Source organism: Microbulbifer maximicatervae (SeqCode) (assembly GCF_052466985.1).
Genome location: NZ_CP174298.1, coordinates 918,600 through 933,963 on the forward strand (window position 1 = coordinate 918,600; position 15,364 = coordinate 933,963).

The following is a 15,364-nucleotide window of genomic DNA, read 5'->3' on the forward strand; positions in this document are numbered from 1 at the left end:
AAGGTTGCATTGGGTGCAATTTTCAGGCTCGATAGAATTCATTGATAATTGTTATGAGTACTTCGCGAATCATTAAACTAAGCTCCAGTGACTCCGATGGAGACAACCCGTACTTCGATGATTTCGATGGTGGGTTGGCCCTTGAGGAGGCGCCGCCGCAGCTGAAGCGGCCGCCGATGTATAAAGTCGTTATGCTCAATGATGACTACACCCCCATGGATTTTGTTGTTGAGACTTTGGAGTTGTTTTTTTCAGTAAACCGGGAGCGCGCCACACAGTTAATGTTGCAGGTTCACACACGGGGAAAAGCAGTGTGTGGTGTCTATACTCGGGATATAGCGGAGACAAAGGCCGCACAGGTCAATCAGTTCGCTCAAGAGAATGAGCATCCCCTGTTATGTGAAATTGAAGCGGACGAAAGCAAAGAGGATTGATTCTGACAAAAACTGCTTTGAACAAAGGGTCCCGTCACCTGAAGGGAATCAGCCAGGATATAAACGCCGGCGAAGGGTGCGCGCCTACCAGCGGAGTCGGCGGGAAATATTGGCGATTAGGGTTTGAGGTTTAGATGCTCAGCAAGGACTTAGAGGTAACGCTTAATCTAGCGTTCAAAGGTGCTCGAGCGAAACGGCATGAATTCATGACCGTTGAGCACCTATTGCTGGCGCTCTTGGATAACGAATCCGCAGCAGATGTTCTACATGCGTGCGGGGCGGATTTAAGTGCATTGCGCCGTGAACTCCTGGAGTTTGTGGACTCCACAACACCGTTGATCCCGGAGGCCGATACAGATCGAGAAACCCAGCCGACATTGGGTTTTCAGAGGGTCCTGCAGAGGGCCGTATTCCATGTCCAGTCATCCGGTAAAAAGGAAGTTACAGGGGCTAATGTCCTGGTCGCCATTTTCTGTGAGCAGGAGAGCCAGGCTGTTTACTACTTGAAGCAGCAGAGTGTTGCCCGGATAGACGTAGTTAACTACATCACCCACGGAATTTCCCGCGTTGGCTCCAGTGGTAATAATCACCATCACGGTTCCGATACTGCACCTGAGCAGGTAGATGAGGAAATTAGTGGGGGCGCTGAGCCAGGTGGTTCCGACCCCCTGGAAAGCTATGCCACCAACCTCAATCAAGAGGCAATTCTTGGTCGTATTGATCCGCTTGTGGGGCGTGCACCTGAGGTGGAGCGTGTCACGCAGGTTCTCGCTCGTCGCCGCAAGAACAATCCACTGTTGGTGGGTGAGTCCGGTGTCGGCAAGACGGCAATTGCTGAGGGCTTGGCACGGCGTATTGTCGATGAGGATATCCCCGAACCTTTGAAAGAGAGCACTATTTACTCTCTGGATCTCGGCTCCCTGCTGGCGGGGACCAAGTATCGCGGTGATTTTGAGAAGCGCTTTAAGGCGCTGCTGGCGGAGCTCAAGAAGCGTGAGCACGCCGTACTGTTTATTGATGAGATCCACACCATCATCGGGGCCGGCGCCGCTTCAGGAGGCGTCATGGATGCCTCCAACCTGCTTAAGCCGCTACTTTCCAGCGGTCAATTGCGCTGCATAGGCTCCACTACTTTTACTGAATATCGCGGTATCTTTGAAAAAGATCGCGCGCTGTCGCGCCGTTTTCAAAAGATCGATGTCAGTGAGCCCTCAGTGGAAGAGACCGTGCAAATATTGCAGGGGCTCAGAAGCTGCTTTGAGGATCACCACAAGGTCCGCTTTACCGATGGAGCTTTGGATGCTGCTGCGCAGCTATCCAGTCGTCACATCACCGAGCGATTCCTCCCAGATAAGGCCATTGATGTAATCGATGAGGCGGGAGCCTACCAATCTTTGCTGCCTGAAGAGGACCGCAAAGAGGTTATTGGGGTCTGTGAAATTGAGATGGTTATCGCCAAGATGGCGAGAATACCTGCCAAGAGCGTGTCTGCTTCTGACAAGGAGCAGTTATCACGCCTGGATGACAATCTCAAAATGGTGGTGTTTGGGCAGGACAGCGCGATTGATGCCCTGGGCACGGCGATTAAGCTGAGTCGCGCCGGCCTGGGTTCTGAAGAGAAGCCCATCGGCTCCTTCCTGTTTTCGGGGCCCACCGGAGTCGGCAAGACAGAACTCTGCCGCCAGTTGGCGAAGGTGATGGGTATCGAGCTGATTCGTTTCGATATGTCTGAGTATATGGAGCGCCATACGGTTTCCCGCCTGATCGGCGCGCCCCCTGGGTATGTAGGTTTTGACCAGGGTGGTTTACTGACAGACTCGGTTACCAAGCACCCCCACAGTGTTGTGCTGCTCGATGAAATTGAGAAAGCACACCCCGAAGTATTCAATCTGCTTTTGCAGGTGATGGATCACGGCACCCTAACTGATAACAACGGCCGCAAAGCGGATTTCCGCAATGTTATTCTGATTATGACTACCAATGCGGGCGCTGAGGTGATGAGCCGTCGTTCAATCGGGTTCTCCCATCAAGATCACTCCACCGATGGAATGGAGGAGATCAAGAAGATGTTTACCCCGGAGTTCCGCAATCGCCTCGATAATATTATTCAATTCCGCTCTCTGCCTCTGGATGTCGTGAAGACGGTGGTGGATAAGTTTATCGTTGAGTTGCAGGCCCAGTTGGATGACTCCAAGGTGACACTGGTTGTTGATGACGAAGCTCGAGAGTGGCTGGCGGTACGGGGTTATGACGAGAAGATGGGTGCGAGGCCTATGTCCCGTCTGATTCGCGATAAGCTGCGCAAGCCTCTGGCAGAAGCCGTGCTCTTTGGTGAGTTGGCAGAAGAGGGTGGGCGTGTTTGCGTCACCATTGAAGATGATGAGCTTGCGATTAAAACGGCGGTGCCCGCCTAAAGTAAATTAGCTTCAGCCAAGTAATAAAAAAGCCACCGAGAGGTGGCTTTTTTATTTCAGGTCAAATTGCCTTGCGGAATTTGGCCTCTGAGCGAATTAGCGCGCGCGGTACGTAATGCGGCCCTTGCTCAGGTCGTATGGAGTCAGCTCCACTTTCACCTTGTCGCCGGTGAGAATGCGAATGTAGTTTTTACGCATCTTTCCAGAGATATGCGCAATTACCACGTGTCCGTTTTCCAGTTTTACGCGGAAAGTGGTGTTCGGCAGGGTGTCGATCACCTCGCCTTCCATTTCAATATAATCGTCTTTTGCCATGCGGCAGCAACCTTACAATAACTTGATCAGACCTTTACCCCGGAGGCTCTTTGGCCTAGCCGCGGCTTGACGGGCGAGCATTTTGCACGAAAAGGCAAGATAGAGCAAAGGGAGAGTGTGTTGAACTAGAGCGATTTAAGGCTCCAGCGGTTTTCTTTTAACATTTCGATGGGGCGAAATTGGCTTTTATAGGCCATTTTGTGGCACTTCTCAATCCAGTACCCCAGGTAGAGATTAGGTAGTCCCAAGCGCCGGGCCCATTCGATCTGGTAGAGGATGCAGTAACTGCCCAGGCTCCGTTTGTCCTCATCGGGATCGAAGAAAGTATAGATCGCCGATAACCCGGCAGTCAGGATATCTGTTACAGCCACTGCCACCAACTTGCCGCGGGCTCTCAGCTCAATATAGCGAGTAGACCCCCAAGCCTGACTCAGGAAGCTGCGGTATTGTTCCCGGCTGGGCGGGTACATCTCCCCATCGGCGTGGCGCTGCTCGATATAGCGGGCGTAGAGTTCGTAATGCTCATCTGTATCGATGGACTCGATATGGAATATGTCCAGGTCCTTGTTGCGCTTCCAGCAGCGTCTCTGGTTGCGGTCGGGGACAAACAGGCTCACAGGTACGCGAGCCGGTATACAGGCGCGACAGGTCGCGCACTGGGGGCGATAGAGGTAGGCACCACTGCGCCGGAATCCCAGCTCTGACAGGCGGTTGTACAGACGCTGATCCACTTCTGTTTGTGGATCGACAAACACCGTTGTTGCCTCCCGATCCGGCAGGTAACCGCAGGGGTGGGGCAGGGTGGCCAGTAGGCGCACTGAATCCAGCTGAGAGTATTTACCCATAAGTCCACGAAAGCTTCCAGGGCTGCGGGAAAGGCGGCTGCTTAACGCCGTCTGCCAGCAGTTGTTCGAAATCCTTACGACACATTTCCACTGCCCCAAGGCTGCTGAGATGAGGATTGCTCACCTGGCAGTCGATCAGTGGGCAGCCCCACAATTCTAATTGCCGAACGAGGTGGACAAAAGCGACTTTTGAAGCGGCTGTCTCCCGGTGAAACATCGACTCCCCAAAGAACACTCGCCCCAGCGCAATACCATAGAGTCCGCCAACGAGTTGACCGTCGCGCCAAACCTCCACTGAGTGGGCAAACCCCTGATGGTGCATGTCGATATAGGCGTCGCACATCTCATCGGTGATCCATGTGCCGGTTTCATCCGCCCGGGGGGCACGGCAGGCCTCAATTACCTCGGCAAAGGCTTGGTCGAAGGTGACCGAAAAGGTTCCTCGGCGCAATACTTTGCGCAAAGTGCGGCCAATACGAAAGTTATGCGGGATAACCACGCAGCGAGGGGAGGGGCTCCACCACAAGATTGGCTGGTCATCTGAATACCAGGGGAAGACCCCTCTTTGATAGGCTTCAACCAGCCACTCGGGAGTCAGATCACCTCCGGCTGCCAGCAAGCCATTGGGGTCATCCAGTGCGAATTCAGTTGGGGGAAAGTCTACAACGGTGTGGTCGAGCCACATCAGGCGGCTTTGGGTGTTCCCTGCCACGATCTGACTCCTGTCGGTAGAGGGGGATACCGGGCAGAAAGCTCTGCCCGGGGATTTGACTTACTTCTCGGCGTCGAGGAAGCGCTCGGCGTCCAGGGCGGCCATACAGCCGGTACCCGCAGAAGTTACCGCCTGGCGGTAAATATGGTCGGATACGTCACCTGCGGCAAATACACCGGGAACAGAAGTCTGGGTGGCATTGCCGTTCAGGCCGCTCTCCACAATGAGGTAACCACCATTCATTTCAAGCTGGCCTTCAAAGATGCCGGTATTCGGTTTGTGACCGATAGCAATAAACACACCGGAAACGTCCAGCTCTGAAGTGGTGTCGTCCTGGGTGTTGCGCAGGCGCAGCCCAGTTACACCGTTGTCGTCACCGAGCACTTCGTCCAGGGTGTTGTGCCAGCAGACATTGATATTGCCGTTTTCCACTTTATCCATCAGGCGGTCCTGAAGGATTTTTTCTGCGCGAAGCTCGTCGCGGCGGTGAATCAGGGTCACTTCACTGGCGATATTGGAGAGGTACAGGGCCTCTTCTACGGCGGTGTTGCCACCACCGACAACAGCAACTTTCTGGTCGCGATAGAAGAATCCGTCACAGGTCGCACAGGCGCTGACACCGCGCCCCTGGAAGGCTTCCTCAGAAGGTAGGCCCAGGTACTGAGCTGAGGCACCAGTGGCGATAATCAGCGAGTCACAGGTGTAAGTTTCGTTGCCTTTCAAGGTGAAAGGGCGCTGTTTCAGGTCAACCGATTCGATGTGATCGAAGATGATTTCTGTCTCGAAGCGCTCTGCGTGCTGCTGCATTTGCACCATCAGGTCCGGACCTTGAAGCTCCGGAATACCACCCGGCCAGTTCTCGACTTCAGTGGTGGTGGTCAGCTGCCCACCCTGTTGCATACCAGTGATAACAACCGGGTTCAGGTTTGCCCGTGCAGCGTAGATAGCCGCGGTGTAGCCGGCAGGGCCTGAGCCGAGGATGATCAGTCGATGATGGTTATTGCTCATGAAGTACTCTTTAAAACTCTCAATTTGCGAAGTTTACCCAATGGGCTGGGAGTCCATATGCCCGTCCATTTTTTGATCAGGCGAGACTATTAAATTGGGCGATATAATAGGCGATATTTACCATTCGGCGAAATAGTTTGCCTTAATTTGTTTGATTGATCGTACCTATTCAACTCTCTTTGACCTTGCTAGAGGTTTGGCTCAAATCGGAGTTTGCGCCAAAGCTGGCCGTAAGAGCTGGAAAAATGTAAAAAAGTTCCAATCTGGGGCAACTGCTGCTGGCTTTGCTAGGGGGAGAATGGGGTGTCACAAATTAGAATTACGGATTGTTAGATGTATTGAGTGTGTGAGCGTCACAGAGGCCAGTGACTTCGAGTAAGTGCCCAAACCCCGGTGGGTTGAGGATCGTTATGCGCTACAAAAGAAAGTTCATACCCTTAAACCTGAAGCGAGAGCAGTTGGGGCATCCTAAAACTTTTCTGACCCTTAGTGAGGAGGCCCAGGCTTTCGTAGCCGAAATTATCGACGATAGTTATTCGTTGCGTTTTTCCATTGATCTGGAGCCCGATGGCGATCACCGGGCAAGCTTACATGGCCCACCTCAACTGCTGGATCTATTTACCGCGCTCAACTTGCAAATACGCTGTGAAATTGTCTCTGATGGATATGGTGATACAGGAGGTGGGGCGGTTACTTGCGCGGGTGAGCCAGAAGAACTCGAGAAGTTTGCTATGGCGCTGGGCCTCAGCAATGGTTGTCGAGTTCTCGACTTGATGTGTGGCAGGGGAGTCCTGAGTAGCTACCTGCTTAAGTTTGCCAAAGCTCATGGGGTTATTATTCAATGTAGTTTGTGCGATTCCCACCCTTCGCAGCTTGAAAACCTTGACCCAAATATTCAATTGCTAGCTGCCGATATCACTATTGGTGATGGAAGAAACTTGCCATATCCCAGTGAATTATTTGATGCTGTGGCAATCAGAATGGGCCTGCACGAAGTGCCTTATAAAGATCAGCCCCTGGTTCTCCAGGAGTGTTATCGGGTTTTGAAGCCGGGAGGTCCGCTGTTGGTTTGGGACTTGATGCCGGCGTCTGCCGGGGTCCAAGATTTATTGTGTGCCCAAAAGCGAAAATTGTCAGCGCTGACACACCGTGAATCGTTGCTCTTGGATCGGTTCTTTTTGCGGGAAGACCAGTTGTTACAATTGCTCAGTGATGCAGGCTTTTCGCAAGCAGAGCGGGTATCCAGAACCTATTACCGGGACAGTACTCAAGACAAATTAAAAACAGAGTTGGGCGGGGATCAATACAAATTGGAAATTCTGAATAGTTACCTCCGCGAGAGAGTTACCCAGGCGATTATTGATGAGGTTTGCTGGGAGGATTCAGGGCAGGATATCTCGATGATGATTCCAAATTGCATCTATCGCACGTACAAACCGATAAATTTAGAAGAGAATACTGGCTAGGAATCGCTCCAGGTTTTCCGATACTGCCGCCAAACAACAAAAAACTACTTGGTGTCAGGGATCGTAAGGCGCAATCTGAAAGCGTAGGTTGTAAAATAGCCTGATTGATTTGCTTTCTTCTGTAAGCAATACAGAATTTTGTCAGGCGGCATGGGGATTCAGGTCCCAGGTAGACACCGCCAAGTTCATGTGGACATAAAAAGTACAGCATTATTGAGGTAAGCCATTGAAGGCCGAAAGCGCAACTGAAAAAAGCCCTGCAGAGAGCAATGCATTGCCAGACTCATTGATCGCCCGACTCGTTCGCGAGGGGGCCCTGATCAGTTTGCTGGCTGGTGCCCTGTTGCTCGCCATTAGCCTGTTAAGCTTTAGCGCAGAAGATCCGGGCTGGTCGCAAACTGGCAGTACCCAACAAGTGCACAATGCCATTGGGCCAGCCGGTGCTTGGCTGGCAGATGTGTGTTTGTCTTTGCTCGGATGGATGGCTTACCTGTTCCCCTTGCTGATTGGTCTGCGGGCCTATCACATTCTTCGCGATCGCAATGCCCGCTTCCATTTGCCGCTATTTGCTTTGAGAGTATTTGGCTTGCTGCTTGTTCTTGTCAGCGGGGCTGCAATGGCGACTCTTTGTTTTGATCCCGCAGAAAATCCTTTGCCGTTTACCAACGGGGGCATCATCGGCAGCGCGATGGCGTCTGCCCTGGGTTCTAGCCTCGGCTATGTAGGGGCAACCATTTTACTGCTTGCGATATTTGCTATCGGTGTCACTGTTTTTACAGGTTTGTCGTGGCTCAAATTGGCAGAGGCAATCGGCAAGAATGTGCTCGGCTTTTTTGCCTTGCTGGGCAGCTTCTATCAACGCTGGCGTCAAAAGCGCAATGAGCGGAGGGTGGCCAGAGAGGCGATAGTCGTGCGCAAGGCGGCTGTGGAGGAAGAGAAACAGCGAGTTGCCAAACGAATTCCCCCGAAGATCGAGCCGACTGCCCCCAAGCCGAAGCAGAGTCCGCGGGCAGCAAAGGAAAAACAGCGAGAGCTTTTCAAGAGTGGCCCGGTTACTGGAACCCTGCCGCCGCTGGGTCTTCTCGATCCAGCAGATCAAAACAAGAAGGCCGGTTTCTCCCGGGAATCCCTGGAAGCGCTGTCGCGCCTGCTGGAACTTAAGCTGAAAGACTTCGGCGTTGTTGCCGAAGTGGTCTCTGTTCTGCCGGGACCGGTAGTAACCCGCTTTGAAATTCAGCCTGCTCCCGGTGTAAAGGTGAGCAAGATTTCCAATCTGGCTAAAGACCTGGCGCGCTCACTGGCGGTGATCAGTGTGCGTGTGGTCGAGGTAATCCCAGGCAAATCGGTAGTGGGTATTGAAATCCCTAACGAAAATCGACAGATGGTGCGCCTCAGTGAAGTGTTGTCGGCAGATGTTTACGATAATGCCAAATCGCCGCTGACTCTGGCGCTCGGTCACGATATTTCCGGTCAGCCGGTGGTGGCCGATCTGGCCAAGATGCCTCACTTGCTGGTAGCGGGTACCACCGGTTCGGGTAAATCCGTGGGTATCAACGTTATGTTGTTGAGCCTGCTGTACAAATCCACGCCCGATGAGGTCCGCCTGATTCTGGTGGACCCAAAAATGCTGGAGCTCTCGGTGTACGAGGGCATTCCGCATTTGTTGACCCCGGTCATCACCGATATGAACGATGCCGCCAATGGTTTGCGTTGGTGTGTTGGAGAAATGGAGCGCCGCTACAAGTTGATGGCGGCAATGGGGGTGAGAAACCTCGCAGGCTTTAACCGCAAAGTGAAAGAAGCGGAAGAGGCGGGGGAGCCGCTGATCGATCCTATCTGGCAGCCAGATCCCGCCTCCAGCGTGCCGGAAGATGAACAAACCGCACCGGCCCTGAAAGCGTTGCCTGCCATCGTTGTCGTGATTGATGAATTTGCCGACATGATGATGATTGTCGGTAAAAAGGTCGAACAGCTGATCGCGCGAATCGCACAAAAAGCCCGTGCAGCTGGCATCCACTTACTGCTTGCAACCCAGCGTCCGTCGGTGGATGTTATTACCGGCTTGATTAAAGCCAACGTACCTACTCGAATCGGCTTCCAGGTTTCGTCCAAGGTGGACTCCCGCACAATCCTCGACCAGGGCGGTGCGGAGCAGCTGCTCGGTCATGGTGACATGTTGTACTTACCGCCTGGAAGTGGTGTTCCTGTTCGTGTCCACGGCGCTTTTGTCGACGATCACGAAGTGCATAAAGTTGTCGCGGATTGGGGCCGTCGCGGTGAGCCTGATTATATCGATGGTATTGTCGACGATAGTAATAACAGTATTCCCGTGCCTGGATTACAGTCTGAAGGCGGTGAGGATGAAGACCCTGAAGCCGATGCGCTCTACGACGAAGCTGTAGCTTTCGTCACTAAATCCCGCAAGGCGTCAATTTCCTCTGTGCAGCGTCAGCTGCGGATTGGTTACAATCGCGCGGCTCGAATTATTGACGCCATGGAGGCTGCCGGGGTGATATCTGCGGCGGGCCACAACGGCAATCGAGAGGTGCTGGCACCGCCGCCAGCCTGATAAGAGTTTGGCCCTTGGAGCAGTGGCGGGTTAAGCCACTGTTCACTTAGTCGGGGTTAATCTTTAAGGAAATCAATACGTTGGGACTCCACTATGAAAAGAATTCTGCAGGGTCTGCTGCTTTCAATCAGTGTTACCGCCAGCGCGGCCTGGGCTGATGCCACCGATGACCTGAGCGATTTACTCAAGCCGTTGGAAGCGATTTCGGGTAATTTCAAACAGACATTGATCGACGAGCGTGGCGAGGTCACACAAAAGAGCAATGGTAGCTTCTCTGTGCAGCGCCCGGGCAAATTGCGCTGGAAAACCGGTGAGCCTTATCCCCAGTTACTGGTGACAAACAACAAGACACTCTGGCTGTACGATCCGGATCTGGAGCAGGTGACAGTTCGCCCAGTGGATGCCCGTATTAAGGATACCCCAGCCCTATTGCTGGGGGGCAAAGTAGAGGAAATACGGGGCTCGTTTAATGTGAGCCAGAAAGAAGGGGTTTATCACCTGACCCCCAAGAACCCCTCGGCCCCTTTTAAAGCCATGGAAATTCGATTTGCCAAAAATGGCTTGCCGTCGGCAATGACCGTGCGCGATGGTATGGGACAAACCACTGAAATTCAGTTCAGTGGTATGGAGGCGAACCCAAAATTATCCGCTTCTATATTTGATTTTAAGCCCCCGGCCGGTACTGACATTATTAAAGATGAGTGATCTGTTCGATACTCCCAAAACCCACCAACCCCTCGCGGCCCGTATGCGGCCGAATTCCCTGGCCCACTATGTGGGCCAGTCGCATTTATTGGGGGAGGGCAAACCTCTGCGGGAGGCTGTAGAGCGCGGCCAACTGCACTCAATGATTTTGTGGGGCCCACCCGGTGTGGGCAAAACCACTTTTGCGCGGTTGCTAGCTGAAGAGTGCGATGCTCGATTTGCCACACTGTCTGCGGTACTCGCCGGAGTGAAAGATATTCGCCAGGCGGTGGCCGAAGCTGAACAGCACCGGATACAGTCGGGCCGCCACACTATTTTATTTGTCGATGAAGTGCATCGATTTAATAAGGCTCAGCAAGATGCCTTCCTTCCCTACGTGGAGGAGGGCACTGTGACTTTTGTCGGAGCGACCACGGAGAACCCGGCTTTTGAGTTGAACAATGCGCTCCTTTCCCGGTGTCGGGTCTATCTTTTGCGCAGTATTCCCGAAGAGGAGTTGTTGGGGTTGCTGCGCTACGCCCTGCAAACCGACCAGCAATTGCGCGAGCGGAGCGTCAACATTCCCGAAGAAGTGTTGGGTAAGATTGCCCGGGCTGCCGATGGGGATGCCCGCAGTGCTTTGAACTTGCTGGAAGTGGCCTGCGATCTGGCCAAAGAGGAGGCCGGGCGACTGATTGTCGATGAAGACGTGCTCGCCGAGGTGCTCAGTGCCGATGTTCGCCGTTTTGATAAAGGCGGCGATTATTTTTACGATCAAATTTCCGCCATGCATAAATCAGTGCGGGGGTCTGACCCGGATGCGGCGCTCTACTGGTTTGTGCGGATGCTGGATGGAGGCTGCGACCCGTTATATATCGCTCGCCGTGTCGTGCGCATGGCCAGTGAAGATATCGGCAATGCGGACCCGAGGGCTTTGCAGTTGTCGCTGAATGCCTGGGATGTGCAGGAGCGTCTGGGGAGTCCCGAGGGCGAGCTGGCAATTGCCCAAGCCATTACTTACCTGGCGGTTGCGGCAAAAAGCAATGCGGTTTACTCCGCTTACAATCGTGCCGTGGCGGATGTTCGTCGCGAGCCCAGTTATGAAGTGCCAGTGCATTTGCGCAATGCCCCTACCAAACTGGCAAAAAGCTTGTCCCACGGTGCGGAGTATCGCTACGCCCACGACGAACCCGATGCTTTTGCTGCGGGAGAGAATTACTTCCCCGAAGAGATTGCTGAGCGCGAGTACTACCAGCCGGTTCCCCGAGGGCTGGAGTTAAAAATTTCAGAGAAATTGCAGACTCTGCGCCGACTAAATCGCGAGAGTGGCAGGCAGCGTTACAGAAACTCTAAATAGATAGAAAGGAAACAGCTAAATGCAGTGGCTGGCAGTCGCCCTGGGCGGCGCACTTGGGGCGGTTCTTCGCCACCTGGTGAGTATCTGGAGCTTTCCGGTATTTGAGGGTCGGTTTCCGCTAGGAACCATCATTGTCAATTTAACAGGCTCTTTTTTGATCGGTATTGTTTATGTACTGATCGCTCACCGCGCCATGTTGGGGGAGGAATGGCGTCTACTGTTGATGACCGGTATGTTTGGCGCACTGACAACCTTTTCCACTTTCTCCCTCGAAAGCCTGATACTGTGGCACAATGGCCAGCCGCTGGTGGCCCTTGGCTATATTGTCGGCAGCCTTGTTGGTTGTTTGTTGGCTACCGCTGCTGCTGTCGCTTTGGCGACACGGTATTTTTAATTTAACTTCTTTGTTGTAGGAGCCTGATAACAGGCGAACTGGAAACGATGCTCGATCCCAAACTGATTCGCACGGATATGGACCAGGTGGCCGCTGCCCTGAAAAAGCGCGGTGTAGAACTGGATACTGCCAAACTTGAAGCCCTTGAAGAACGCCGCAAAGAATTGCAGGTGCGCACCGAGAGTTTGCAAAACGAGCGCAATAGCAAGTCGAAAAATATCGGCCGTGCCAAGGCGAATGGTGAAGATATTGCCCCGCTTTTGAAAGAAGTGGAGTCCCTCGGTGGTGAGTTGCAAGATGCCAAACATGCACTGACAGAATTGCAGGGAGAGCTGGATGCAATCTTGTCTGCGATTCCCAACTTGCCGGATGCCTCAGTGCCCGAAGGCGAGAGTGAAGACGATAATGTAGAAGTTCGCCGCTGGGGCCAGCCGCGTACTTTTGACTTTGAAGTTAAAGACCACGTAGACCTGGGCACACACCTTGGTGGCCTCGACTTCGAGATGGCAGTGAAGCTCACCGGCTCCCGCTTTGCGGTAATGAGCGGTGATGTTGCGCGTCTGCATCGCGCGTTGGCACAGTTTATGCTGGATACTCACACCGAAGAGCATGGTTACCAGGAAACCAATGTGCCGGTTGTTGTGAATGCTGATTCCCTGTACGGCACTTCCCAGCTGCCTAAATTTGAGGAAGACCTGTTTAAGCTCGAGGATGATCGTGGTTTCTACCTGATCCCGACTGCGGAAGTGCCCCTCACCAATATGTATCGCGATCATATTGTTAAAGACAGTGCTAGCCTGCCGCATAAATTGGTTGCTCATACTACCTGCTTCCGCTCTGAAGCTGGCTCTCACGGCCGCGACACTCGTGGCATGATTCGCCAGCACCAGTTTGAAAAGGTAGAACTGGTTTGGGTGGCGCGTCCGGATCAGTCTGAAGAGGCACTGGAAACCCTGACGCAAAATGCTGAGACCATTTTGCAGAAGCTGAACCTGCCATACCGCACAGTGATTCTCTGCGGTGGCGATATCGGTTTCTCTGCTCGAAAGACATACGATATTGAAGTTTGGATTCCGTCCCAGGATAAGTACCGCGAGATATCCTCTTGCTCCCTGGTAGGTGACTTCCAGGCGCGCCGAATGAAGGCACGCTGGCGCAACCCGGAAACCAATAAGCCCGAATTGGTGCATACACTGAATGGCTCCGGCCTTGCCGTGGGTCGTACCCTCATCGCTGTTCTGGAAAATTACCAGCGCGAGGATGGCAGTATTGAGGTGCCGGAAGTATTGCGGCCCTATATGCGAGGCCAGGAAGTGATCTCAGCTTCCTGAGCGTAGCACTCCAAAAGGGCGAGCGTAGAGTTCGCCCTTTTTTGTTTGTAGTAATGAGTTTCACTTTGCCCGCTATTTGATGGAATAAGAAGTTGCGTTATTTACCCCTCGCATTTGATGTCAAAGATCATCCCTGTTTGATTGTTGGAGGCGGCTCCATTGCCACCCGTAAAGCTCGCTTATTGCACAAAGCGGGTGCACGGATATTGGTGGTATCTCCGGAAATTACCGATGAGCTTCAGCAAATGGTGACTGATTCTGGTGGGGAATGGTTTCAATCAGTTTATTCGAGCGAGTATTTACAGAAAGCGGGGCTGGTCGTTGCTGCATCTGATAGTGAGTCCGTGAATGCACAGGTTTCAGCCGATGCCCAGGCTCAGCGCCTACCTGTCAATGCAGTGGACGCGCCAGAGTTGTGCACGTTTACTTTCCCGGCCATTGTGGAGCGGGGAGATCTATCGATCGGTATCAGTAGTGGCGGCGCGGCTCCAGTACTGGCGCGCAGAATCAGGGCTCAGCTCGAAGCTCTGCTATCGCCGGGTCTGGGACCGCTGGTGACTTTGGCGGCGCGAATGCGCGATAGGGTTAAGGCAGCGCTGCCAGAGTCTCGCCGCAAGAATTTTTGGGAGTGGGTTTTTGCCGGCCCCGTTGCCAATCGCATGGAGGCGGGGCAACCAGCAGATGCAGAGCAGGCGCTGGTGGATGCGCTACAAGACTGGCAGGGGAGCCCCAATCCGGTGGGTGAGGTTTACCTGGTGGGTGGAGGTCCGGGAGATCCAGACCTGCTGACTTTTCGCGCACTGCGCTTGATGCAGCAGGCAGATGTGGTGCTCTACGATCGGCTGGTTTCACCGGAAGTGATGGAGTTGGTGCGCCGGGATGCAGAGCGGATCTATGTAGGTAAGCGCAAGGCTTTCCACGCGGTGCCACAGGACGATATCAATCAGCTGTTGGTAGATCTGGCCAGCCAAGGTAAAAAGGTTTTGCGACTTAAGGGAGGCGATCCCTTTATTTTTGGTCGAGGCGGTGAGGAAATAGACAAGTTGTCAGAGGCGGGGATTCCCTTTCAGGTAGTGCCGGGAATCACTGCGGCCTCTGGTTGCGCCAGTTACGCCGGTATCCCACTGACTCACCGGGATCACGCTCAATCTGTGCGCTTTATTACCGGGCACCTGAAAGAGGGTGAGTTGGACCTCCCTTGGCAAGAACTTGCGGGCCCAGCACAAACCCTGGTTTTCTATATGGGGCTTACGGGGTTACAAACCATTTGTGCTGAATTGATTAAACACGGGCTCGATGCGAATACGCCGGCGGCCTTGGTTGAAAAGGGCACTACGCGAGACCAGCGAGTAGTTGTCGGTGACTTGAGCAGCTTGCCGGCCCTTGCTGAAAACAGTGAAGTTCGAGCGCCAACACTCACCATCATTGGTGGGGTAGTGAGCTTGCATGAAAAGCTTCAGTGGTATCAGCCAAATCGAGAAGATTAAGGCAGGGACCCAATGACGCCGAGAGTACCTATACTGAAAAGGTACTCTCAGAGTGGTGTTCAATATGCTGATTGCATTTATTCGCTTTTATTGCACCAATGCTGTGCGCTTTTTTCTCCCACCGGTCCGTGAAATAGCAATTCCTGCACAGCTAGACAGTCACACCCGGCGCTACACCTACCACTACCAGCAAAAGAAGAGTTGGGTGAGAAACCTCTGGATTACATCGGCGGCACTGATGTTGTGCTTTCCAGTGCTGCCTTTCGTTGTGAGTCTTGCCTTCTTCACCACGTTTCTGTCTTTTGCAATTCTCGATGAGACTGCCTGACTTTAGCGTCCCTGCGGTAC

General features: G+C 53.3%; 14 protein-coding genes. 10 read left to right on the plus strand and 4 right to left on the minus strand.

Features of this window, described 5'->3' with window-relative positions:
• The first annotated feature begins 53 nt into the window (after positions 1–53).
• Positions 54–434 (plus strand): ATP-dependent Clp protease adapter ClpS, encoded by a 381-nt coding sequence (clpS, locus tag ACJJI3_RS04065; RefSeq protein WP_413662224.1) that lies wholly within the window; start codon positions 54–56, stop codon positions 432–434.
• Between the two features lie 134 nt (positions 435–568).
• Positions 569–2,848 (plus strand): ATP-dependent Clp protease ATP-binding subunit ClpA, encoded by a 2,280-nt coding sequence (gene clpA, locus ACJJI3_RS04070; protein WP_413662223.1) that lies wholly within the window; start codon positions 569–571, stop codon positions 2,846–2,848.
• 96 nt (positions 2,849–2,944) lie between these two features.
• Here clpA and infA read toward each other — a convergent pair whose 3' ends face one another.
• The 4 genes from infA to trxB all read right to left on the minus strand — a co-directional run bounded on the left by infA (position 2,945) and on the right by trxB (position 5,728).
• Entirely contained in the window at positions 2,945–3,163 is a 219-nt protein-coding gene (gene infA / locus ACJJI3_RS04075; RefSeq protein ID WP_010130378.1) for a translation initiation factor IF-1, read from the minus strand.
• 125 nt (positions 3,164–3,288) lie between these two features.
• On the minus strand, positions 3,289–4,008 hold the full coding sequence (locus tag ACJJI3_RS04080) for an arginyltransferase (RefSeq protein ID WP_413662222.1): 720 nt from the start codon (positions 4,006–4,008) through the stop codon (positions 3,289–3,291).
• Positions 4,001–4,693, minus strand: a complete 693-nt coding sequence (gene aat / locus ACJJI3_RS04085; protein WP_444935176.1) for a leucyl/phenylalanyl-tRNA--protein transferase — start codon at positions 4,691–4,693, stop codon at positions 4,001–4,003. Before aat ends, ACJJI3_RS04080 begins: the two co-directional genes overlap by 8 nt.
• An 87-nt stretch (positions 4,694–4,780) precedes the next feature.
• Positions 4,781–5,728, minus strand: coding sequence for a thioredoxin-disulfide reductase (gene trxB / locus ACJJI3_RS04090; protein ID WP_444917332.1), 948 nt, complete (start codon positions 5,726–5,728; stop codon positions 4,781–4,783).
• A 410-nt stretch (positions 5,729–6,138) separates the two neighbouring features.
• Between trxB and ACJJI3_RS04095 the strand changes: the two genes are divergently transcribed.
• From ACJJI3_RS04095 to ACJJI3_RS04130, 8 genes are all read left to right on the plus strand, one after another.
• Positions 6,139–7,194 carry a methyltransferase domain-containing protein gene (locus ACJJI3_RS04095; protein ID WP_444913220.1) on the plus strand — a complete coding sequence of 352 codons (1,056 nt, stop codon included), beginning with the start codon at positions 6,139–6,141 and terminating at the stop codon, positions 7,192–7,194.
• A 226-nt stretch (positions 7,195–7,420) separates the two neighbouring features.
• On the plus strand, positions 7,421–9,763 hold the full coding sequence (locus tag ACJJI3_RS04100; RefSeq protein ID WP_444897513.1) for a DNA translocase FtsK: 2,343 nt from the start codon (positions 7,421–7,423) through the stop codon (positions 9,761–9,763).
• A gap of 93 nt (positions 9,764–9,856) precedes the next feature.
• The gene (gene lolA / locus ACJJI3_RS04105; protein ID WP_282933069.1) at positions 9,857–10,468 is read left to right on the plus strand and encodes an outer membrane lipoprotein periplasmic chaperone LolA; all 612 of its coding nucleotides are present in this window, start codon (positions 9,857–9,859) and stop codon (positions 10,466–10,468) included.
• On the plus strand, positions 10,461–11,804 hold the full coding sequence (locus ACJJI3_RS04110) for a replication-associated recombination protein A (RefSeq protein ID WP_444913218.1): 1,344 nt from the start codon (positions 10,461–10,463) through the stop codon (positions 11,802–11,804). The genes lolA and ACJJI3_RS04110 overlap by 8 nt, the downstream gene beginning before the upstream one ends.
• Before the next feature lie 19 nt (positions 11,805–11,823).
• Positions 11,824–12,198, plus strand: a complete 375-nt coding sequence (crcB, locus tag ACJJI3_RS04115) for a fluoride efflux transporter CrcB (protein WP_282933067.1) — start codon at positions 11,824–11,826, stop codon at positions 12,196–12,198.
• 47 nt (positions 12,199–12,245) lie between these two features.
• Positions 12,246–13,529: a serine--tRNA ligase gene (gene serS / locus ACJJI3_RS04120; protein ID WP_444941581.1), complete on the plus strand. Its 1,284-nt coding sequence runs from the start codon at positions 12,246–12,248 to the stop codon at positions 13,527–13,529.
• A 92-nt stretch (positions 13,530–13,621) separates the two neighbouring features.
• Positions 13,622–15,016, plus strand: coding sequence for a siroheme synthase CysG (gene cysG, locus ACJJI3_RS04125; RefSeq protein WP_444941582.1), 1,395 nt, complete (start codon positions 13,622–13,624; stop codon positions 15,014–15,016).
• A gap of 64 nt (positions 15,017–15,080) precedes the next feature.
• On the plus strand, positions 15,081–15,344 hold the full coding sequence (locus ACJJI3_RS04130) for a hypothetical protein (protein ID WP_444941583.1): 264 nt from the start codon (positions 15,081–15,083) through the stop codon (positions 15,342–15,344).
• Positions 15,345–15,364 lie beyond the last annotated feature (20 nt).

What these genes read in the sequence shown, in the direction of transcription:
- clpS (WP_413662224.1), top strand. Translation starts at nt 54, where the DNA reads ATGAGTACTTCGCGAATCATTAAACTAAGCTCCAGTGACTCCGATGGA.
- clpA (WP_413662223.1), top strand. Translation starts at nt 569, where the DNA reads ATGCTCAGCAAGGACTTAGAGGTAACGCTTAATCTAGCGTTCAAAGGT.
- infA (WP_010130378.1), bottom strand. Translation starts at nt 3,163, where the DNA reads ATGGCAAAAGACGATTATATTGAAATGGAAGGCGAGGTGATCGACACC.
- ACJJI3_RS04080 (WP_413662222.1), bottom strand. Translation starts at nt 4,008, where the DNA reads ATGGGTAAATACTCTCAGCTGGATTCAGTGCGCCTACTGGCCACCCTG.
- aat (WP_444935176.1), bottom strand. Translation starts at nt 4,693, where the DNA reads ATGTGGCTCGACCACACCGTTGTAGACTTTCCCCCAACTGAATTCGCA.
- trxB (WP_444917332.1), bottom strand. Translation starts at nt 5,728, where the DNA reads ATGAGCAATAACCATCATCGACTGATCATCCTCGGCTCAGGCCCTGCC.
- ACJJI3_RS04095 (WP_444913220.1), top strand. Translation starts at nt 6,139, where the DNA reads ATGCGCTACAAAAGAAAGTTCATACCCTTAAACCTGAAGCGAGAGCAG.
- lolA (WP_282933069.1), top strand. Translation starts at nt 9,857, where the DNA reads ATGAAAAGAATTCTGCAGGGTCTGCTGCTTTCAATCAGTGTTACCGCC.
- ACJJI3_RS04110 (WP_444913218.1), top strand. Translation starts at nt 10,461, where the DNA reads ATGAGTGATCTGTTCGATACTCCCAAAACCCACCAACCCCTCGCGGCC.
- crcB (WP_282933067.1), top strand. Translation starts at nt 11,824, where the DNA reads ATGCAGTGGCTGGCAGTCGCCCTGGGCGGCGCACTTGGGGCGGTTCTT.
- serS (WP_444941581.1), top strand. Translation starts at nt 12,246, where the DNA reads ATGCTCGATCCCAAACTGATTCGCACGGATATGGACCAGGTGGCCGCT.
- ACJJI3_RS04130 (WP_444941583.1), top strand. Translation starts at nt 15,081, where the DNA reads ATGCTGATTGCATTTATTCGCTTTTATTGCACCAATGCTGTGCGCTTT.